Raw genomic sequence first — 20,412 nt, forward strand, 5'->3', positions numbered from 1 at the left:
ACCTGGTTTGCGCAAGGCGAAGGATTATTTTTATGAAGCTTAAGAACACCCTCCTGGCGTCGGCACTGCTTTCTGCTACGGCATTCTCCGTTAACGCAGCAACAGAACTGACACCGGAGCAAGCGGCAGCGGTTAAACCTTTTGACCGTGTAGTGGTTACCGGTCGTTTTAATGCTATTGGCGAAGCGGTGAAAGCCGTTTCTCGTCGCGCAGATAAAGAAGGTGCCGCCTCTTTTTATGTTGTCGACACTTCTGATTTTGGTAACAGCGGTAACTGGCGTGTGGTCGCTGACCTCTATAAAGCCGATGCTGAAAAAGCAGAAGAAACAAGTAATCGCGTAATTAACGGTGTTGTCGAACTGCCGAAAGATCAGGCTGTTCTGATTGAACCGTTTGACACGGTCACCGTCCAGGGCTTCTATCGTAGCCAGCCAGAAGTCAATGATGCCATCACCAAAGCGGCAAAAGCGAAAGGTGCCTACTCTTTCTACATCGTTCGTCAAATCGATGCCAACCAGGGCGGCAACCAGCGTATTACTGCATTCATCTATAAAAAAGATGCTAAGAAACGTATCGTCCAGAGCCCGGATGTGATCCCGGCAGATTCCGAAGCAGGACGTGCAGCTCTGGCTGCCGGTGGCGAAGCCGCGAAGAAAGTTGAGATCCCGGGTGTTGCGACTACCGCATCACCAAGTTCTGAAGTCGGTCGCTTCTTTGAAACCCAGTCATCAAAAGGCGGGCGTTACACCGTCACGCTCCCGGATGGCACTAAAGTCGAAGAACTGAACAAAGCGACAGCAGCGATGATGGTCCCGTTCGACAGCATCAAATTCTCTGGCAACTACGGCAACATGACCGAAGTCTCCTATCAGGTTGCGAAACGTGCCGCGAAGAAAGGTGCTAAGTATTACCACATCACCCGCCAGTGGCAGAAACGTGGTAATAACCTGACCGTCAGCGCAGATCTGTATAAATAACTATTCAGTTACTCCTATAAGGCGGCTTGATGCCGCCTTTCGCATTTTTAGTCACAAATTTCCCCGCGACCATTGCATGCAGACACATCTCTTCGTAAAATCCCGCGCTTCAGTGGCAAACTCCATTTTTATGCGTTTTGCCCTAATATTTATTCTTCTTATCACGTTTTAATCACTGGATATCGATGGAAAAGAAACTGGGACTGAGCGCACTCACCGCGCTGGTATTAAGCTCAATGCTGGGCGCGGGTGTTTTCAGTCTGCCGCAAAATATGGCGGCAGTTGCCAGCCCGGCAGCACTGCTCATCGGCTGGGGTATTACTGGCGCTGGCATTTTATTGCTGGCCTTTGCCATGCTGATCCTCACGCGCATTCGTCCCGAACTTGATGGCGGTATCTTTACCTATGCCCGCGAAGGGTTTGGCGAGCTAATCGGCTTTTGTTCCGCATGGGGATACTGGCTGTGCGCGGTCATCGCCAACGTCTCCTATCTGGTGATCGTTTTTTCCGCGTTAAGCTTTTTTACGGACACGCCGGAATTGCGCCTGTTTGGCGATGGTAATACCTGGCAATCGATAGTCGGTGCATCGGCTTTATTGTGGATTGTTCACTTTTTGATCCTGCGCGGGGTGCAAACCGCTGCCAGCATTAACCTGGTGGCGACACTGGCAAAATTGTTGCCGCTGGGTCTGTTTGTTGTGCTGGCGATGATGATGTTCAAACTGGATACCTTCAAGCTCGACTTCACCGGACTTGCACTTGGCGTACCTGTTTGGGAACAGGTGAAAAACACCATGCTGATCACCCTGTGGGTTTTCATTGGTGTGGAAGGTGCCGTGGTTGTTTCTGCGCGTGCGCGTAATAAACGTGATGTTGGCAAAGCGACACTGCTGGCGGTTCTCTCCGCTCTGGGCGTTTACTTGCTGGTAACGCTGCTTTCGCTGGGTGTGGTGGCACGTCCTGAACTGGCTGAAATTCGTAACCCGTCAATGGCCGGTCTGATGGTGGAAATGATGGGACCATGGGGCGAAATCATCATCGCTGCCGGTTTGATCGTTTCCGTTTGCGGCGCGTACTTAAGCTGGACCATCATGGCGGCAGAAGTTCCGTTCCTGGCTGCCACTCATAAAGCATTCCCACGCATTTTTGCGCGCCAGAACGCACAAGCTGCGCCATCCGCCTCACTGTGGTTGACCAACATCTGCGTGCAAATTTGTCTGGTACTCATCTGGCTGACCGGTTCCGATTACAACACGTTGCTGACCATCGCCTCAGAAATGATTCTGGTGCCCTATTTCCTGGTCGGCGCGTTCTTGCTGAAAATCGCAACCCGTCCACTGCATAAAGCGGTAGGTGTCGGTGCCTGCATTTATGGCTTATGGTTATTGTACGCCTCTGGTCCAATGCACTTGCTGTTATCCGTTGTTCTGTATGCACCGGGGCTGCTGGTTTTCCTGTATGCGCGCAAAACGCATACACATGATAATGTACTGAACCGTCAGGAAATGGTGCTGATTGGCATGCTGTTAATTGCCTCAGTTCCGGCGACCTGGATGCTGGTGGGATAACGTTCATCCCATCGTTGGATAGCAAAGGAGATAACGATGGGTAAAACCCAGCCCTTGCCAATATTAATTACTGGCGGAGGTCGTCGCATCGGCCTCGCCCTCGCATGGCATTTCATTAATCAAAAGCAACCGGTGATTGTCAGCTATCGGACACACTATCCAGCCATTGATGGACTGATTAATGCAGGTGCGCAGTGTATTCAGGCTGATTTTTCGACCAACGACGGTGTGATGGCGTTTGCCGATGAAGTACTAAAAACCACCCATGGTCTGCGTGCTATTTTGCATAACGCCAGTGCGTGGATTGCGGAAAAACCGGGTGCGCCACTGGCCGACGTACTGGCTTGCATGATGCAGATCCACGTTAATACCCCATACCTGCTCAACCATGCGCTGGAAAGATTACTGCGTGGGCACGGACACGCCGCCAGCGATATCATTCACTTTACCGATTATGTGGTGGAGCGCGGTAGCGACAAACATGTTGCGTATGCTGCAAGCAAAGCGGCACTGGATAATATGACCCGCTCGTTTGCCCGCAAGCTGGCACCGGAAGTGAAAGTGAATTCTATTGCGCCATCGCTGATCCTGTTTAATGAACATGATGATGCCGAATATCGACAACAGGCGCTGAATAAATCACTGATGAAAACCGCGCCTGGCGAGAAAGAAGTGATCGACCTGGTCGATTACTTACTTACCAGTTGCTTTGTCACCGGACGCAGTTTCCCACTTGATGGCGGTCGTCATCTGCGTTAATGCAGCTTTATCCAGCATATAATCAACACCCATGCGCTTATCCCCCAACACGCAACAGAACCAACAAAAGCGGCGGGCAAGCGCATCATTCCGGTGAAATACCACAGCGACACCAGGTAAACAAAATAGGGAATAATCGACCACATACTAAAAATGATGGTTGCGCGTAAGGCTTCAATGCCGCGTTCGCTGGCAACAATATAATGCGCGATAAGCGCAAAGGTCGGGAAAAGTGGAATCAGCCCGGCGATATAATAATTTTTCGTTTTTGCTAAAACACCAATCAACAGCACTACCAGCGCACCGAGCGCGGCTTTGATTACCAGCCCCATCTTTTTACCTTAACACTTCCATAACAAGTCATCAGTAGAATACCTGATGAAAACTTGTTTAGAAACGATTGATAGTAAGTAAAAACAGCGCGGTGTATTGTGACGTTTTTATATCTACCGTGAATGTTATGAACACTATCGTATTTGTGGAAGATGATGCGGAAGTCGGTTCACTGATTGCCGCGTACCTGGCAAAACATGATATGCAGGTTACCGTAGAACCGCGCGGCGACCAGGCCGAAGAAACCATTTTGCGAGAAAATCCGGATTTGGTGTTACTCGACATCATGCTACCAGGCAAGGACGGCATGACCATTTGTCGTGATTTACGCGCAAAGTGGTCTGGACCGATTGTTCTTCTAACCTCTCTCGATAGCGATATGAACCACATCCTGGCACTGGAAATGGGTGCCTGCGACTATATTCTCAAAACGACGCCCCCTGCTGTTTTGCTAGCGCGTTTACGTTTGCATTTGCGTCAGAATGAGCAAGCCACACTGACCAAAGGTCTTCAGGAAACGTCTCTTACTCCCTACAAAGCCCTGCATTTCGGCACGTTAACTATCGACCCCATCAACCGCGTAGTCACCCTGGCTAACACTGAAATCTCGCTCTCGACAGCTGATTTCGAATTATTGTGGGAACTAGCTACGCATGCCGGGCAAATCATGGACCGCGATGCATTGCTGAAAAATTTACGCGGCGTCAGTTATGACGGACTGGATCGTAGCGTGGACGTGGCTATTTCGCGGTTAAGAAAAAAACTGCTCGATAACGCCGCAGAACCTTATCGCATTAAAACTGTGCGTAACAAAGGCTATCTTTTTGCGCCTCATGCATGGGATAGTGACAATAAACAATCAGATGACTAATATTTGTTCATCTGAAAAAGAGAACAATTAACGAATTCAATTAATAAGAGCTTATTCAAATTCCAAACCCCCTACATTTGATATGAAAATGAGAAAAAATTTCTCTATAATCGCCTCGTCCCTGCGTCTTATGGCGCAGATTTTTTACAACAAACTCTTTCCGGCATTTCAGGTGCTGAATGAGGCAAGAGGCTTAAAAAACGGTTACAACTTTCACATATATTGTGCTTTTTTTGATCTGCTCATGGGGGATTTTCAAAACGGATCAAAAGAGCGAATCCCTTTCCAAAAGTGTTTTTATCGCGATTTTCCTGGGGGCTATCATTGGTATCTCCCTGCATTTCATTCCTGAGACAAGCAGTGAAACCGTTATCGAATGGTATAATATTGCTGGTAACGGTTATGTTAATTTATTAAAACTTGTTGCCGTTCCACTCATATTCATTTCGATTCTTTCAGCGATTAATAAGCTCGAAAATAGCGCTGGTATTGGCAAGATGTCTTTAACTATTGTTGCCTGTATGTTGTGTTTAGTCATGATTGCAGGTTTAGTTGGCCTGGCTATTGCCAGTGCAATTGGCCTTGATGCCAGCGCCTTTGGTCATATGCAATCCTCTTTAACCAGCGATGACGTCTCGAAAACAGCTGCGGTATCTTTACCGCGACTCATTACGTCATTGATCCCAACCAACCTCTTCCTTGATCTGACCGGGGCAAGAAGTGTTTCGGTTATTGGCATCGTCATCTTTACAATTCTTGCTGGTATTGCGCTGTTAAAAGTAAAGAAAGATGCACCAGCAGAGGGCGAAAAATTGAGCGCGGGGATCAACGCGATTCAAATATGGGTAATGAAAATGGTCCGTATTGTCATTGCGCTGACGCCTTATGGGGTAATGGCACTAATGGCGAAAGTCTTCTCAACGTATCAGCTTTCACAGTTTACCAATTTGCTCGGGTTCATCGTCGCCTGTTATCTGGCCGTTTTTGTGATGTTTATTGTTCACTCGGGCATTTTGCTGTTAATAGGTAAAAACCCCGTTAACTATTACAAGACCGTCTGGCAAGTACTTACCTTTGCGTTTGTTTCTCGCAGTAGTGCGGCTTCAATTCCTCTGGCTATTTCTGCATTGGAAAAATTGGGGGTTCCAAATACGATTGCTAATATTGCAGCGTCTTTTGGTTCCAGCATGGGACAAAATGGCTGCGCTGGGATTTATCCTGCCGTGATGGTGGCGATGATTGCTCCAACAATGGGTATCGATCCCTTCTCATTGCAATTCCTCGCAACTCTTTTACCTGCCATCGCGCTTGGCTCAATAGGGGTAGCAGGCGTAGGTAGTGGTGGGACATTCGCGGCGCTGATTGTCCTTTCAACACTTAATTTCCCTGTCGCATTAGTAGTTATTTTTATTGCCATAGAGCCGATCGTTGATATGGCAAGAACAGCGCTTAATGTGAATGGTTCAATAATGTCCGGTGTAATATCAGCCCGTCTTCTTAAGGATAGAGAGACTAAAGAACAACAAAGCGTCACGTTAAATTAAACCTTAGCATAATAAACAAGCCCCGGTGGAAAATTGAATTTACTGAATATGAATACACCGGGGATACATCCGTCTGTTCCGGACATTATCTTCCAAACAAGGTCTTATCCAGTTGGCGGTTTACATTGCTCCACAGTCGTGAATTAATACGAATAGTATTCTGTTGCGGGCGATGCCAATGAAAAAATTGTTTATCCAGTTTTACCTGTTATTGTTTGTCTGCTTCCTTGTGATGTCTCTGCTGGTTGGGCTGGTGTACAAATTTACCGCCGAACGCGCGGGCAAACAGTCGCTGGATGATTTGATGAACAGTTCGCTGTATCTGATGCGCAGCGAATTGCGAGAGATCCCCCCACACGACTGGGGTAAGACGCTGAAAGAGATGGATTTAAATCTCTCTTTCGATCTGCGTGTCGAGCCACTGAGTAAATACCATCTTGATGATATTTCCATGCACCGACTGCGTGGCGGCGAAATTGTCGCCCTGGACGATCAGTACACGTTTTTGCAGCGTATCCCGCGCAGCCACTACGTGCTGGCAGTTGGTCCTGTTCCTTATCTTTATTACCTCCATCAAATGCGATTGCTGGATATCGCCCTGATCGCTTTTATTGCTATTTCCCTCGCCTTTCCGGTGTTTATCTGGATGCGTCCGCACTGGCAGGATATGTTAAAACTGGAAGCAGCGGCGCAACGATTTGGCGATGGGCATCTCAATGAACGTATCCACTTTGATGAGGGTTCGAGCTTTGAACGACTTGGTATCGCATTTAACCAGATGGCGGACAATATCAACGCCTTAATTGCCAGCAAAAAACAGCTTATTGACGGTATCGCTCACGAACTGCGAACACCGTTAGTGCGCCTGCGTTATCGACTGGAGATGAGCGATAACCTGAGCGCCGCCGAATCCCAGGCGTTGAATCGTGATATCAGTCAACTTGAAGCTTTAATTGAAGAGCTGCTGACTTATGCCCGACTCGATCGCCCACAAAACGAGCTTCATCTTAGCGAACCAGACCTGCCGTTGTGGCTGTCAACGCATCTGGCAGATATTCAGGCAGTAACGCCCGATAAAACGGTACGGATAAAAACGCTCATGCAAGGCCATTATGCGGCGTTGGATATGCGCTTAATGGAGCGCGTGCTGGATAATTTGCTCAATAACGCCCTGCGCTACTGCCATTCAACGGTTGAAACCAGCCTGCTACTGTCGGGGAATAGAGCGACATTAATTGTTGAGGATGATGGCCCAGGGATTGCCCCAGAAAACCGCGAACATATCTTTGAACCTTTTGTTCGCCTCGATCCCAGCCGGGATCGCTCAACCGGCGGCTGCGGGCTGGGGCTGGCAATTGTCCACTCAATAGCACTGACAATGGGCGGTACGGTTAATTGTGACATCAGCGAACTGGGTGGTGCTCGCTTCTCGTTTAGCTGGCCGTTATGGCATAACATCCCGCAATTTACCTCTGCCTGACACTACGCGCACGATGGTCAAGTCACCACGACTGTGCTATAAAATAAGTATGTTGTAACTAAAGTGGTTAATATTATGGCGCGTTACGATCTCGTAGACCGACTCAACACTACCTTTCGCCAGATGGAACAAGAGCTGGCTACATTTGCCGCTCATCTTGAGCAACACAAGCTATTGGTTGCCCGCGTGTTCTCTTTGCCGGAGGTAAAAAAAGAGGATGAGCATAATCCGCTTAATCGTATTGAGGTAAAACAACATCTCGGCAACGACGCGCAGTCGCTGGCGTTGCGTCATTTCCGCCATTTATTTATTCAACAACAGTCCGAAAATCGCAGCAGCAAGGCCGCTGTCCGTCTGCCTGGCGTGTTGTGTTACCAGGTCGATAACCTTTCGCAAGCAGCGTTGGTCAGTCATATTCAGCACATCAATAAACTCAAGACCACGTTCGAGCATATCGTCACGGTTGAATCAGAACTCCCCACCGCGGCACGTTTTGAATGGGTGCATCGTCATTTGCCGGGGCTGATCACCCTTAATGCTTACCGCACGCTCACCGTTCTGCACGACCCCGCCACTTTACGCTTTGGTTGGGCTAATAAACATATCATTAAGAATTTGCATCGTGATGAAGTCCTGGCACAGCTGGAAAAAAGCCTGAAATCACCACGCAGTGTCGCACCGTGGACGCGCGAGGAGTGGCAAAGAAAACTGGAGCGAGAGTATCAGGATATCGCTGCCCTGCCACAGAACGCGAAGTTAAAAATCAAACGTCCAGTGAAGGTGCAGCCGATTGCCCGCGTCTGGTACAAAGGAGATCAAAAACAAGTCCAACACGCCTGCCCTACACCACTGATTGCACTGATTAATCGGGATAATGGCGCGGGCGTGCCGGACGTTGGTGAGTTGTTAAATTACGATGCCGACAATGTGCAGCACCGTTATAAACCTCAGGCGCAGCCGCTTCGTTTGATCATTCCACGGCTGCACCTGTATGTTGCAGATTAACGCCCGGCTTTCATACTGCCGACCATCTGTTCTGGCCGTACCCAGCTGTCAAACTCGGCTTCGCTAAGATACCCCAGCGCAAGGGCCGCAGCTTTTAAGGTCAGCCCTTCTTTATGCGCTTTTTTGGCGATCTCCGCGGCTTTGTCATAACCAATGTGGGTGTTAAGCGCAGTCACCAGCATCAGCGATTCATTGAGTAATTGATTGATTCGCTCACGATTCGGTTCAATACCCACTGCGCAGTGTTTGTTAAAACTTTCCATGCCATCTGCCAGCAAGCGCACCGATTGCAGGAAATTATGGATCACCATCGGACGGAAGACGTTCAGTTCAAAGTTACCGGAAGCGCCACCCATGTTGATCGCCACGTCGTTCCCCATTACCTGACAGCAGAGCATGGTTAATGCTTCACACTGGGTTGGGTTCACTTTCCCCGGCATGATTGAGCTGCCCGGCTCATTTTCCGGGATTGAGATTTCACCAATTCCGCAGCGCGGGCCAGAGGCCAGCCAGCGGACATCATTGGCGATTTTCATCAGTGACGCAGCCAACCCTTTCAACGCGCCGTGCGCCTGAACCAGGGCATCACAGGTCGCAAGCGCTTCAAATTTGTTCGGCGCGGTAACAAACGGTGCACAGGTAATGACTGCCAGTTCATCTGCTACGCGACGCGCATACTCCGGATGGGTATTTAGTCCAGTACCCACCGCTGTACCGCCAAGAGCCAGTTCCGCTACGTGAGGCAGGCTGTATTCGATATGTTTGAGATTATGCTCGAGCATCGCTACCCAGCCGGAAATCTCCTGCCCTAGTGTTAGCGGCGTGGCGTCCTGCAAGTGGGTTCGACCGATTTTGACGATATCGGCAAATGCACGCGATTTTTCACTCAGCGTCTGTGTCAGGGTTTTAAGCTGCGGAATGAGTTGCTTGCGCAGTGCCAGCAGCGCCGCAACGTGCATCGCCGTCGGAAAGACATCGTTGGAACTTTGGCTTTTGTTCACGTCGTCGTTAGGGTGAACTTTACGTTCCATCCCGCGCACACCGCCGAGTAATTCACTGGCCCGGTTAGCCAGCACTTCGTTCATGTTCATGTTACTTTGCGTGCCGGAGCCGGTCTGCCAGATAGCCAGCGGGAATTCGTCGTCATGCTGTCCTGCCAGTACTTCATCCGCCGCCTGCCGAATGGCGCTCGCTTTCTCTTCAGACAACAAGTCTAAATCTTCATTAACTTTTGCCGCTGCGCGCTTGGTTAGCGCCAGCGCATGAATCAGTGAGGTGGGCATTTTCTCCGTCGAAATGCGGAAATGCTCCAGCGAGCGTTGAGTTTGTGCGCCCCACAGCTTATCTGCCGGGACATCAATCGCCCCCATCGAATCTTTTTCGCTGCGTACTGTATTCATGGCCTGCTCCTCACCTGATTAATTTTTTCTTTCTGTTTTGCTTTCGTTAAGCAACTTTTAGCTCACTCATTATTTACTATTTGATAACAAATGTTTGGTCTTTCGTGCCATGTAAAAAAACCGCCCCGAAGGGCGGCTCTGTTTATTTCACACAGCGAGTGCACTGTGTGAGTTGTATCTGCTGGAAGAAGTCATTTCCTTTATCATCCACAAGGATAAACGCCGGGAAATCTTCCACTTCAATTTTCCAGATGGCTTCCATTCCCAGTTCCGGATATTCAACACATTCCAGGCTCTTAATACTTCCCTGCGCCAATACAGCGGCCGGACCACCGATACTGCCAAGGTAGAAGCCGCCGTGTTTTTTACAGGCATCCGTCACCTGCTGGCTGCGGTTGCCTTTCGCCAGCATGATCATACTTCCGCCCTGCGCTTGCAGTTGATCGACATAAGAATCCATCCGTCCGGCGGTCGTTGGGCCAAGAGAACCGGAGGCATAACCTTCCGGCGTTTTGGCCGGACCCGCGTAGTAAATCGGATGATCTTTAATGTATTGCGGCAGCCCTTCACCGTTATCCATCCGCTCTTTCAGTTTGGCGTGAGCAATATCACGACCAACGATAATCGTGCCGTTAAGCGATAAGCGTGTAGAAACGGGATACTGCGACAACTGTGCGAGGATCTCTTTCATCGGACGGTTAAGGTCAACGCGCACCGCTTCGCCTTCTCCCGCTTTACGCAGCTCTTCAGGGATATATTTACCTGGATTATGTTCCAGTTTTTCGATCCAGATCCCCTGACGGTTGATCTTCGCTTTGATATTACGGTCAGCAGAGCAGGAAACACCCATACCAACCGGACAGGATGCGCCGTGACGTGGCAGGCGAATCACGCGGATGTCGTGAGCGAAGTATTTACCACCAAACTGCGCACCCAGACCGAGATTTTGCGCTTCGATCAGTAATTCTTTTTCCAGTTCCACATCGCGGAACGCCTGACCGTGCTCATTCCCTTCCGTTGGCAGTTCATCATAGTATTTCGCGGAAGCCAGTTTCACCGTTTTAAGGTTCGTTTCTGCAGAAGTTCCACCAATAACGAACGCAATATGATACGGAGGACAGGCCGCGGTACCCAGCGTGCGCATCTTCTCAACCAGGTAATTTTTCAGTTTCCCCGGCGTCAGTAACGCTTTGGTTTCCTGATAGAGATACGTCTTGTTTGCCGAACCACCACCTTTTGCGATACAGAGGAATTTGTATTCGTCGCCATCAACGGCATAAAGATCGATCTGCGCTGGCAGATTGGTGCCGGTATTCACTTCTTTATACATATCCAGCGGCGCGTTTTGCGAGTAGCGCAGATTATCTTCGATATAAGTGTTATAGACACCGCGCGCCAGCGCCGCTTCATCACCACCACCGGTCCATACACGCTGCCCTTTTTTACCAACAATAATCGCGGTGCCGGTATCCTGACAGGTTGGCAGAACGCCTTTCGCCGCGATGTCGGAGTTACGCAGGAATTGCAGCGCCACATATTTATCATTTTCGCTGGCCTCCGGGTCACGCAGAATGTCGGCCACCTGTTGTTGGTGAGCCGGACGCAGCATAAACGACGCATCATGAAACGCCTGACGCGCCAACAGAGTTAACGCTTCGGGTGCGACTTTCAAAATCTCCTGCCCTTCAAATTCAGATACGCTAACGTGTTCACTGGTTAGCAGGTAATACTCAGTATCATTTTTTTTGAGTGGAAAAGGAGACTGATAATGAAAGGGTTTGTTTGACATTGTTCTCTCACTTACTGCCTGGTTTGGTTATGCTCTGGGCGGGTGTTCCGTTGCCCTGTTAAAAGCGAGTAACAATATCCTACACAGTTTTTTAACAAAAACTGAGACTAGTACGACTTTTTGCGGCTCCAGGTTACTTCCCGTAGGATTCTTGCTTTAATAGCGGGATTAATTTCCACATTAAAACAGGGATTGATCATGCAAAAACTCATTAACTCAGTGCAAAACTATGCCTGGGGTAGCAAAACGGCGTTGACTGAACTTTATGGTATGGAAAATCCGTCCAGCCAGCCGATGGCCGAGCTGTGGATGGGCGCACATCCGAAAAGCAGTTCACGAGTGCAGAATGCCGCCGGAGATATCGTTTCACTGCGTGATGTGATTGAGAGTGATAAATCGACTCTGCTCGGAGAGGCCGTTGCCAAACGCTTTGGCGAACTGCCTTTCCTGTTCAAAGTATTATGCGCAGCACAGCCACTCTCCATTCAGGTTCATCCAAACAAACACAATTCTGAAATCGGTTTTGCCAAAGAAAATGCCGCAGGTATCCCGATGGATGCCGCCGAGCGTAACTATAAAGATCCTAACCACAAGCCGGAGCTGGTTTTTGCGCTGACGCCTTTCCTTGCGATGAACGCGTTTCGTGAATTTTCCGAGATTGTCTCCCTACTCCAGCCGGTCGCCGGTGCACATCCGGCGATTGCTCACTTTTTACAACAGCCACATGCCGAACGTTTAAGCGAACTGTTCGCCAACCTGTTGAATATGCAGGGTGAAGAAAAATCCCGCGCGCTGGCGATTTTAAAATCGGCGCTCGACAGTCAGCAGGGTGAACCGTGGCAAACGATTCGTTTAATTTCTGAATTTTACCCGGAAGACAGCGGCCTGTTCTCCCCGCTGTTACTGAATGTGGTGAAATTGAATCCTGGCGAAGCGATGTTCCTGTTCGCTGAAACACCGCACGCTTACCTGCAAGGCGTGGCGCTGGAAGTGATGGCGAACTCCGATAACGTGCTGCGTGCAGGTCTGACGCCTAAATACATTGATATTCCGGAACTGGTTGCCAATGTGAAATTCGAAGCCAAACCGGCTAACCAGTTGTTGACCCAGCCGGTGAAACAAGGTGCAGAACTGGACTTCCCGATTCCTGTGGATGATTTTGCCTTCTCGCTGCATGACCTTAGTGATAAAGAAACCACCATCAGCCAGCAGAGTGCCGCCATTTTGTTCTGCGTCGAAGGCGATGCAACGTTGTGGAAAGGTTCTCAGCAGTTACAGCTTAAACCGGGTGAATCAGCGTTTATTGCCGCCAACGAATCACCGGTGACTGTCAAAGGCCACGGCCGTTTAGCGCGTGTTTACAACAAGCTGTAAGAGCTTACTGAAAAAATTAACATCTCTTGCTAAGCTTATTAAAGGCTTATAACACCTTCAGGCGGCCAGTCCGCCTGATTTCATTTTATGGATAATCATTATGAATAAATCGCTGGTAGCGGTAGGCGTCATTGTTGCGCTAGGCGTAGTCTGGACAGGCGGCGCATGGTATACAGGCAAGAAGATTGAAACCCATCTCGAAGACATGGTCGCGCAGGCGAACGCGCAACTCAAACTGACAGCTCCTGAATCCAACCTGGAAGTGAGTTATCAAAACTATCATCGCGGCGTATTCAGCAGCCAGTTGCAACTGTTGGTGAAACCCATTGCCGGGAAAGAAAATCCGTGGATTAAAAGCGGTCAGAGCGTCATCTTCAACGAATCGGTTGATCATGGTCCCTTCCCGCTTGCCCAGCTTAAAAAACTGAACCTGATCCCGTCGATGGCATCAATTCAAACCACGCTGGTTAATAACGAAGTAAGCAAACCACTGTTTGATATGGCAAAAGGTGAAACGCCTTTTGAGATTAACTCGCGCATTGGTTACAGCGGTGATTCCAGTTCCGATATTTCGCTCAATCCACTGAATTACGAGCAAAAGGATGAAAAAGTCGCCTTTAGCGGCGGCGAGTTCCAGTTAAATGCTGACAGAGACGGCAAAGCCATCTCCCTTTCCGGAGAGGCGCAAAGTGGTCGGATAGACGCAGTTAACGAATACAACCAGAAAGTGCAGTTGACCTTTAATAATCTGAAAACCGACGGTTCCAGCACGCTGGGAAGTTTTGGTGAGCGCGTAGGAAACCAAAAACTGTCACTGGAAAAAATGACCATTTCAGTGGAAGGCAAAGAACTGGCACTGCTGGAAGGCATGGAGATCAGCGGTAAATCGGATCTGGTCAATGACGGTAAAACGATCAATAGCCAACTGGATTACTCGCTAAACAGCCTGAAGGTACAGAATCAGGATCTGGGCAGCGGCAAGCTGACTTTAAAAGTCGGCCAGATTGATGGTGAAGCCTGGCATCAGTTTAGCCAGCAATATAACGCGCAAACTCAGGCGCTGCTGGCACAGCCAGAAATTGCCAACAATCCCGAACTTTATCAGGAGAAAGTGACGGAAGCCTTCTTTAGCGCCCTGCCGCTGATGTTGAAAGGCGATCCGGTGATTACTATCGCGCCGCTAAGCTGGAAAAACAGTCAGGGTGAAAGTGCGCTGAATCTGTCGCTGTTCCTGAAAGATCCGGCAACGACTAAAGAAGCGCCGCAAACGCTGGCGCAGGAAGTAGATCGTTCGGTTAAATCTCTGGATGCGAAACTGACCATTCCGGTGGATATGGCAACTGAGTTGATGACTCAGGTAGCGAAGCTGGAAGGTTATCAGGAAGATCAAGCGAAAAAACTGGCGAAACAGCAAGTTGAAGGTGCATCAGCAATGGGGCAGATGTTCCGTCTGACCACCTTGCAGGACAATACCATCACCACCAGCCTGCAATATGCTAACGGTCAGATAACGTTAAATGGGCAGAAAATGTCGTTAGAAGATTTTGTTGGCATGTTTGCGATGCCAGCTCTTAACGTTCCGGCTGTACCGGCAATTCCGCAGCAGTAATTCACGGCCAAAACGCCGGAGAATTTTCACTCCGGCGTTTTCATCTGAAAACAAACCAGAGATTGCCTGATGCGCTACGCTTATCAGGCCTACCTTTTCCTGCAACACTTTGAATTTATGAGTTTTTGTAGGCTGGATAAGGCGTTTACGCCGCATCCGGCATAAAAAACGCGCACTTTGTCAACAATCTGAAACGCCGGAGGTTTTTCTCTCCGGCGTTATTTCTTACTTCAGCATAAAGTCATACTGAATACTCATTTTCACATCCCAGTAATTCAGGCGATCGCCCAGCGTACTGCCATCGCGCTTTTCCCGCCCTTTATCGGCAGCAAGAAAGAAATTCATCCCTTGTAACGGCCCTTCGCTGACCCGATAGTTCATACCACCTAAGATACCCGCGCCTTCAATCCGCACATCTCGTTTACTGGATTCATAGCCGCGAGTCACAATCGGTGCAAATGTCAGCGTAAATTGCGGAGTTACACGGTAGTTGGCACCTAATTGCCAGGACTGCATTCCTTCACGGTTACGATCAAGACTTAATGAAAAGGGATAGCCAATGTCGGTATCCACCACGGCACCATTCATTGCATGGCGCAAATAACCACCACTGCCAAATACGCTTCCCCACGGCGCATTCCAGGTCAATTGTCCACTAACCAACGCCGTTTCATTGGGCTGGCTGGTATTACGACTTAAACCTTCGAGCTGCGCGTAAAAGCCGAGCAACTCCCCTTTCAACGTATAATTCGGGTCGAGCGGTATGCTTTTCTCGAGAATACTTTGTATCTGATTGGAAACATCTTTCTGTACCGATGCCCCCAGAGAATAGCGACTGGTATCATCATACCAACTGGCGGCTAAAAAAGAACGTGCGCGATGTTTATCGTATTTTCCCGTCTGGCTGTTATACACCCCTTCATCACGAATACCGGTTGTTGAATCAGTCCATAAAAATACTCGTGAACGCCACATTCCCCACAGATCAATATTTGGCGTTAAAGCCCAATAACCTAATGCTCCTTCAGAAACTGTCGGTAATGTACGTTGCGAACTGCCAACCATTAACGGAATACGATAAGGTAAGCTACCATAACTATAATCCGTCCCGAAGCGACCTAATTTAAGCAGGCTATTTTCACTGGGTTTTATTTTTACTGCCCCCAGGGCAAAGCCAAAACTTTTATCACCATCAAGATACCACCGGGTACTCATATCAGCACGAGCACCTAATTTATAAACATAATACGCTCCGCCTTCAACGCCAACAATATTGGAATAATAACCACTATTGAAATCGAGCAATCCTCCCTGTACCCATGCGTAAATATCTCTTCCCGCGCCAGCACTGGGCTTATCAGCCCTGCGCAATTCGTTTTTCAGTCTGATGCGTAGTCCCGCTTCATCGTCAGCCAGTTGCGCCGCGTAAGCAGAGGTAAGGCCAGAGGCAGCCGTCAGGCAAATAACGGCCATGGCCACTATTTTTCTCATAGTTGCACCTTTGATGTTCTGATTATTTTTATTGAATATTAATTAGTGATATCGCTGATTAATTGCTGCTGCACTTTTTTACGATTATCAATTTCAACCACGATTTCTTTGAATTTTTTATCCGTGAGCGGATAAAACCAGATAATAACGAATGCCAGTAGCATAAATCCGCAAGGTACTAAGGCAATTGATGTGCGGATGCCCATAATAACTTCCGGCGTTTACACCTGATTGGCGATATATCCGCTTAATCCCAAAATAAAGGCAGGAATTGAACCTCCGATTGCCTGACCGCATTTACGGGTAAATGAGAATAGTGAATAGGTGAGCCCTTCAATTCGCACGCCGGTCAGGTATTCACCGTATTCTACGGTATCAGCTTCCAGTGCCCACATCACAGTCATAGTAACGCCCTGACCAATTGAAGCGATGGCCAACGCAACCAACGCCACCGGCAGTGACCAGACGGAAACCCAGAAGAATAGCAGATAACCGCAGGTTCCCAGCAAAGCGCCAATCAGGAAGGTATTCTTTTTACCGATCCTCGCGACCATCCCCGGCACAAGCGGTGCCGATGCCACAGTACCAACCAGGTTTTGCACCAGTACCAGCACAGTGAACAGCCCGGTATCATTTAACACATAGCGCACGTAGAACAACGACGAGGCGCTGACCGCGAAGGTCGAAATCAGCACACACAGCGCACCGATGCACAACATAAACAGCGGGCGATTCCGTTTCAGGGTTTGCAAACTGATCTTCAATGACGGCTGCGCCACGATACGTACCACATTTTCACGCGTCGATTTGAAGCAGATGAAGTAAAGCACCATTCCGGCAATCACCAGCACAATCGTCCAGAAATGGTATACCGACACCATCTCTTCCGGGCTGGAGTTCTTAATGCTCGGTCCTATCAGAAATGCCAGGCATACAAAGGTCAATGAAGCGGCAATCCCACGAGCCGCGCCCAGACGGGCGCGAGATTGTGGTTGTTGGGTCATCGCGGTAGCAAGTGAACCATAAGGAATATTCACCAGGCTGTAGCAAAGCCCGAGGCCCATGTAGGTCAATTGTTACCGCCAACGCGCAATATGCCTTGCGAGGTCGCAAAATCGGCGAAATTCCATACCTGTTCACCGACGACGGCGCTGACGCGATCAAAGACGCGGTGATACATATCCAGCCATGCACACTGATACTCTTCACTCCACATGTCGGTGTACATTGAGTGCAGGCCGGCTAACGTATCCACGCCGTATTCGGTGATGATAATCGGCTGATGCAGTTTCTCCTGCCAGGCCAGCAGTTCTTTTTCCAGTACCTTCTCTGCCGTTTCCAAATCGCCGCTTTGGACATACCAACCGTAATAACGGTTCAGGCACAGCACATCAAAGAGATCGCTGATGGTATCGGTGTGAGCGTCGCAGAACATTACATTGACGCAGGTGATCGGACGCGTCGGGTCGAGTTTACGCGTTGCTTCCGCCAGTGGCGCGAAATATTCCCGTGCACCTTGCGGACGGGTATCCGGTTCGTTGGCAATACTCCACATCACCACGCTTGGGTGGTTTTTGTCACGCGCTATCAGCTCTTTAATCGCCTGTAAGTGCGCCTGCTGAGTTTCCCCGTTGACAGCCTCTTCGCTGTACAGTTCTTTCGGCTTGTTGCCCGCTTCGAAACCAATGCCTAAAGAGAGGTTAAAGCCGACAGCTGCAGTTTCATCAATCACCACGATGCCATGTTCATCTGCCCAGTCGAGCATCTCTTCAGCGTAAGGGTAATGCGAGGTACGGTAGGAGTTGGCCCCAATCCAGTCCATTAATGCGTGATCGTGCACCATCAGCACGTTATCGAATCCTTTGCCTCGCAAATCCGCATCTTCATGACGACCAAAGCCAGTAAAGTAGAACGGTTTGTGGTTAATCAGGAACTGTTCGCCCTTCACTGCCACTGACCGGATGCCGACGCGCAGCGGGTAGATATCACACTCTGTCTGGCTTTTGGCTGTGACGCACAGTTCATAGAGATAACCTTCACCCGGTTGCCAGAGGTGCGGATTCACCACTTGCAAAGTCCCGCTGGTGCCTTGTCCAGTTGCAACCACCTGTTGATCCGCATCACGCAGTTCAACGCTGATATCACCATTGGCCACCACCTGCCAGTCAACAGACGCGTGGTTACAGTCTTGCGCGACATGCGTCACCACGGTGATATCGTCCACCCAGGTGTTCGGCGTGGTGTAGAGCATTACGCTGCGATGGATCCCGGCATAGTTAAAGAAATCATGGAAGTAAGACTGCTTTTTCTTGCCGTTTTCGTCGGTAATCACCATTCCCGGCGGGATAGTCTGCCAGTTCAGTTCGTTGTTCACACAAACGGTGATACGTACACTTTTCCCGGCAATAACATACGGCGTGACATCGGCTTCAAATGGCGTATAGCCGCCCTGATGCTCCATCACTTCCTGATTATTGACCCACACTTTGCCGTAATGAGTGACCGCATCGAAACGCAGCACGATACGCTGGCCTGCCCAACCTTTCGGTATAAAGACTTCGCGCTGATACCAGACGTTGCCCACATAATTACGAATATCTGCATCGGCGAACTGATCGTTAAAACTGCCTGGCACTGCAATTGCCCGGCTTTCTTGTAACGCGCTTTCGCACCAACGCTGATCAATTCCACAGTTTTCGCGATCCAGACTGAATGCCCACAGGCCGTCGAGTTTTTTGATTTCACGGGTTGGGGTTTCTACAGGACGTAACATAAGGGACTCCTCATTAAGATAAAAATACTGGTCAACCTTTAATCTGATTAGTTAACCAATTCTGTGTTGCACACAGTTATCTGTGAGAAACCCATGGAAGAGAAATGGAAATAAAAAGAACTGACACCGCGATCAAAAAACCAAAAACTGCAATACCCACAGCGTGATATGGATCGCATTAATCTTTAAAACAGCGTTGACAGAAGCCATAAAATAAGCAATCGAACGTTCGTTCGAGAGTGTTGGGAACGATAAACTCTCATGACATATGGCTACGGTGAATATTTTGGGGGGGAATTCTCCGAACACGGGGAGGATAATTTTTGCACAGAGAAATTACGATATGAAACGCGGGCACAGTTATCACCAGCCCGCGAAATGAGAGGATCAGGATGCGGTTAATATACCGCCAATCATCGCGCGTAATCCCTGAGCAAACGACGCTTCACGCGCCAGGTCTTCCGCTTCGATATCGGCCAGTACACCGTAGGTCAGATCCAGCAGTAAACGTGAAGTCATTGCCGTGTTGATGTCTGGGCTTATCTCGCCTTTTTGCTGGGCATCACGCATCCGCTGGGCAACAAATTCAGTGATCGTCATATGCTTATTTTTAAGCATGGCGGCGACCTGTGGGTTACGCATCCCTTCCGCCATAATTTCGACCACCAGCGCCCGTTGCCCAAAGGCTTCATGGGTGAGAGAGACAATAGACTCGACCATATAGTCAACAAAATGAATCCCTTCAATCGGTTCCCGGAAACGAGCCAGCGCCCTCTCCTGGTCCTGTAAGATAATCGCCTGAATCAAGGCTTCTTTGGAGATGAAATGGTGATAGAGCGTCCCAGGACTAATGGCGCAAGATTTACAGATGGCTTTCATCGAGGCACTGTGAAATCCATTTTCTGAAAAAATCTCTCTGGCAGCATTGAGGATCCGGGTCCGTGTCGGTTGTGCTTCAGTCTGCATGTTATCCATCATTAAACCATTATAGTTAGCGTGAATAACTAGTTTACCGCGTTGTCAGGTGAGCGCCTATCATTGCTGTTGAATAGTGCGAAGGTACACTCTATTCGTATACTTTTCACCCAGCAATTGGTTAACCAATAGCCGTGATTTGGCTGCCAGTTGTTTAGCAGAGACGTTGATGAATTGCACACGCTATCCCGGTAAACAACACATACGACCGTTTACCGGTTCGTTAGTGTATTAATTGAGCTCCTGTACCCCACCACCGGAGACGGTGAGAATTTGTCCGCTTACCCAGCTGGCTGCAGGCGAGCAAAGGAACAGCGCCGCGTTAGCAATATCTTGCGGTTGGCCCAGACGTCTGATCGGCGTGTGCTGTAACATTTTTTGTTCAATTTCTGGGTAATGACTCCAACTTACTGATAGTGTTTTATGTTCAGATAATGCCCGATGACCTTGTCATGCAGCTCCAC

16 protein-coding genes and 2 pseudogenes are annotated in these 20,412 nt (G+C 49.1%); 9 read left to right on the forward strand and 9 right to left on the reverse strand.

Going from position 1 to position 20,412, the window contains the following annotated elements; all coding sequences use genetic code 11:
* Nucleotides 1-32 precede the first annotated feature (32 nt).
* The 3 genes from ydgH (at nucleotide 33) to folM (ending at nucleotide 3,304) form a co-directional block, all read left to right on the forward strand.
* Nucleotides 33-977, forward strand: a complete 945-nt coding sequence (gene ydgH / locus ABZJ92_RS08900) for a DUF1471 family protein YdgH (RefSeq protein ID WP_000769323.1) — start codon at nucleotides 33-35, stop codon at nucleotides 975-977.
* A 185-nt stretch (nucleotides 978-1,162) separates the two neighbouring features.
* Nucleotides 1,163-2,545, forward strand: a complete 1,383-nt coding sequence (locus ABZJ92_RS08905; RefSeq protein WP_000412379.1) for an amino acid permease — start codon at nucleotides 1,163-1,165, stop codon at nucleotides 2,543-2,545.
* A gap of 36 nt (nucleotides 2,546-2,581) precedes the next feature.
* Complete coding sequence (gene folM, locus ABZJ92_RS08910) at nucleotides 2,582-3,304, forward strand: dihydromonapterin reductase (protein WP_000520806.1); 723 nt, start codon at nucleotides 2,582-2,584, stop codon at nucleotides 3,302-3,304.
* On the opposite strand, the gene ABZJ92_RS08915 is transcribed toward folM, so the two are convergent.
* The gene (locus tag ABZJ92_RS08915) at nucleotides 3,301-3,636 is read right to left on the reverse strand and encodes a GlpM family protein (RefSeq protein ID WP_000524868.1); all 336 of its coding nucleotides are present in this window, start codon (nucleotides 3,634-3,636) and stop codon (nucleotides 3,301-3,303) included. The two genes, folM and ABZJ92_RS08915, sit on opposite strands and share 4 nt — an antisense overlap.
* Before the next feature lie 128 nt (nucleotides 3,637-3,764).
* Here ABZJ92_RS08915 and rstA point away from each other — a divergent pair, with 128 nt between their 5' ends.
* The 4 genes from rstA to tus all read left to right on the forward strand — a co-directional run bounded on the left by rstA (nucleotide 3,765) and on the right by tus (nucleotide 8,537).
* A complete protein-coding gene (gene rstA, locus ABZJ92_RS08920; protein WP_005050251.1) occupies nucleotides 3,765-4,508 on the forward strand; it encodes a two-component system response regulator RstA in 744 nt (247 codons plus the stop codon).
* 224 nt (nucleotides 4,509-4,732) lie between these two features.
* Nucleotides 4,733-6,052, forward strand: a complete 1,320-nt coding sequence (locus ABZJ92_RS08925; protein WP_000898121.1) for a cation:dicarboxylate symporter family transporter — start codon at nucleotides 4,733-4,735, stop codon at nucleotides 6,050-6,052.
* Nucleotides 6,053-6,230: 178 nt separating this feature from the next.
* Entirely contained in the window at nucleotides 6,231-7,532 is a 1,302-nt protein-coding gene (gene rstB / locus ABZJ92_RS08930; RefSeq protein ID WP_000732493.1) for a two-component system sensor histidine kinase RstB, read from the forward strand.
* Between the two features lie 75 nt (nucleotides 7,533-7,607).
* Nucleotides 7,608-8,537: a DNA replication terminus site-binding protein gene (gene tus / locus ABZJ92_RS08935; RefSeq protein ID WP_000135186.1), complete on the forward strand. Its 930-nt coding sequence runs from the start codon at nucleotides 7,608-7,610 to the stop codon at nucleotides 8,535-8,537.
* On the opposite strand, the gene fumC is transcribed toward tus, so the two are convergent.
* Nucleotides 8,534-9,937 (reverse strand): class II fumarate hydratase, encoded by a 1,404-nt coding sequence (gene fumC, locus ABZJ92_RS08940; protein WP_001099068.1) that lies wholly within the window; start codon nucleotides 9,935-9,937, stop codon nucleotides 8,534-8,536. The two genes, tus and fumC, sit on opposite strands and share 4 nt — an antisense overlap.
* A 142-nt stretch (nucleotides 9,938-10,079) precedes the next feature.
* Nucleotides 10,080-11,726: a class I fumarate hydratase gene (gene fumB, locus ABZJ92_RS08945; protein ID WP_000066661.1), complete on the reverse strand. Its 1,647-nt coding sequence runs from the start codon at nucleotides 11,724-11,726 to the stop codon at nucleotides 10,080-10,082.
* A 198-nt stretch (nucleotides 11,727-11,924) separates the two neighbouring features.
* Here fumB and manA point away from each other — a divergent pair, with 198 nt between their 5' ends.
* Together manA and ABZJ92_RS08955 are read left to right on the forward strand one after the other, a co-directional pair.
* Nucleotides 11,925-13,100, forward strand: coding sequence for a mannose-6-phosphate isomerase (gene manA, locus ABZJ92_RS08950; RefSeq protein ID WP_001170669.1), 1,176 nt, complete (start codon nucleotides 11,925-11,927; stop codon nucleotides 13,098-13,100).
* Nucleotides 13,101-13,200: 100 nt separating this feature from the next.
* Complete coding sequence (locus tag ABZJ92_RS08955; protein ID WP_001043364.1) at nucleotides 13,201-14,709, forward strand: YdgA family protein; 1,509 nt, start codon at nucleotides 13,201-13,203, stop codon at nucleotides 14,707-14,709.
* A gap of 225 nt (nucleotides 14,710-14,934) precedes the next feature.
* Here the strand turns inward: ABZJ92_RS08955 and uidC are convergent, their stop codons facing one another.
* The 6 genes and pseudogenes from uidC to ABZJ92_RS08985 all read right to left on the reverse strand — a co-directional run bounded on the left by uidC (nucleotide 14,935) and on the right by ABZJ92_RS08985 (nucleotide 20,412).
* A complete protein-coding gene (gene uidC, locus ABZJ92_RS08960) occupies nucleotides 14,935-16,200 on the reverse strand; it encodes a glucuronide uptake porin UidC (protein ID WP_001227053.1) in 1,266 nt (421 codons plus the stop codon).
* Between the two features lie 38 nt (nucleotides 16,201-16,238).
* Nucleotides 16,239-17,264 (reverse strand): annotated as a pseudogene (uidB, locus tag ABZJ92_RS08965) (glucuronide transporter).
* Between the two features lie 5 nt (nucleotides 17,265-17,269).
* Entirely contained in the window at nucleotides 17,270-18,973 is a 1,704-nt protein-coding gene (gene uidA, locus ABZJ92_RS08970; RefSeq protein ID WP_000945870.1) for a beta-glucuronidase, read from the reverse strand.
* Nucleotides 18,974-19,360: 387 nt separating this feature from the next.
* Nucleotides 19,361-19,951, reverse strand: a complete 591-nt coding sequence (gene uidR / locus ABZJ92_RS08975; protein WP_000969092.1) for a DNA-binding transcriptional regulator UidR — start codon at nucleotides 19,949-19,951, stop codon at nucleotides 19,361-19,363.
* Between the two features lie 228 nt (nucleotides 19,952-20,179).
* A pseudogene (locus ABZJ92_RS08980) lies at nucleotides 20,180-20,341 on the reverse strand (SDR family oxidoreductase); the annotation flags it as partial.
* Nucleotides 20,342-20,355: 14 nt separating this feature from the next.
* Entirely contained in the window at nucleotides 20,356-20,412 is a 57-nt protein-coding gene (locus ABZJ92_RS08985; protein ID WP_003032489.1) for an IS1 family transposase, read from the reverse strand.

It is taken from the genome of Shigella sp. FJ200513 (genome assembly GCF_040495915.1).
GTDB lineage: Bacteria > Pseudomonadota > Gammaproteobacteria > Enterobacterales > Enterobacteriaceae > ECMA0423.

Bases quoted from the DNA above. Each gene is read 5' to 3' on its own strand.
- tus (WP_000135186.1), top strand. From the start codon at position 7,608: ATGGCGCGTTACGATCTCGTAGACCGACTCAACACTACCTTTCGCCAG.
- folM (WP_000520806.1), top strand. From the start codon at position 2,582: ATGGGTAAAACCCAGCCCTTGCCAATATTAATTACTGGCGGAGGTCGT.
- uidA (WP_000945870.1), bottom strand. From the start codon at position 18,973: ATGTTACGTCCTGTAGAAACCCCAACCCGTGAAATCAAAAAACTCGAC.
- uidR (WP_000969092.1), bottom strand. From the start codon at position 19,951: ATGATGGATAACATGCAGACTGAAGCACAACCGACACGGACCCGGATC.
- fumB (WP_000066661.1), bottom strand. From the start codon at position 11,726: ATGTCAAACAAACCCTTTCATTATCAGTCTCCTTTTCCACTCAAAAAA.
- rstA (WP_005050251.1), top strand. From the start codon at position 3,765: ATGAACACTATCGTATTTGTGGAAGATGATGCGGAAGTCGGTTCACTG.
- ABZJ92_RS08915 (WP_000524868.1), bottom strand. From the start codon at position 3,636: ATGGGGCTGGTAATCAAAGCCGCGCTCGGTGCGCTGGTAGTGCTGTTG.
- ABZJ92_RS08905 (WP_000412379.1), top strand. From the start codon at position 1,163: ATGGAAAAGAAACTGGGACTGAGCGCACTCACCGCGCTGGTATTAAGC.
- manA (WP_001170669.1), top strand. From the start codon at position 11,925: ATGCAAAAACTCATTAACTCAGTGCAAAACTATGCCTGGGGTAGCAAA.
- rstB (WP_000732493.1), top strand. From the start codon at position 6,231: ATGAAAAAATTGTTTATCCAGTTTTACCTGTTATTGTTTGTCTGCTTC.
- ABZJ92_RS08955 (WP_001043364.1), top strand. From the start codon at position 13,201: ATGAATAAATCGCTGGTAGCGGTAGGCGTCATTGTTGCGCTAGGCGTA.
- fumC (WP_001099068.1), bottom strand. From the start codon at position 9,937: ATGAATACAGTACGCAGCGAAAAAGATTCGATGGGGGCGATTGATGTC.
- uidC (WP_001227053.1), bottom strand. From the start codon at position 16,200: ATGAGAAAAATAGTGGCCATGGCCGTTATTTGCCTGACGGCTGCCTCT.
- ydgH (WP_000769323.1), top strand. From the start codon at position 33: ATGAAGCTTAAGAACACCCTCCTGGCGTCGGCACTGCTTTCTGCTACG.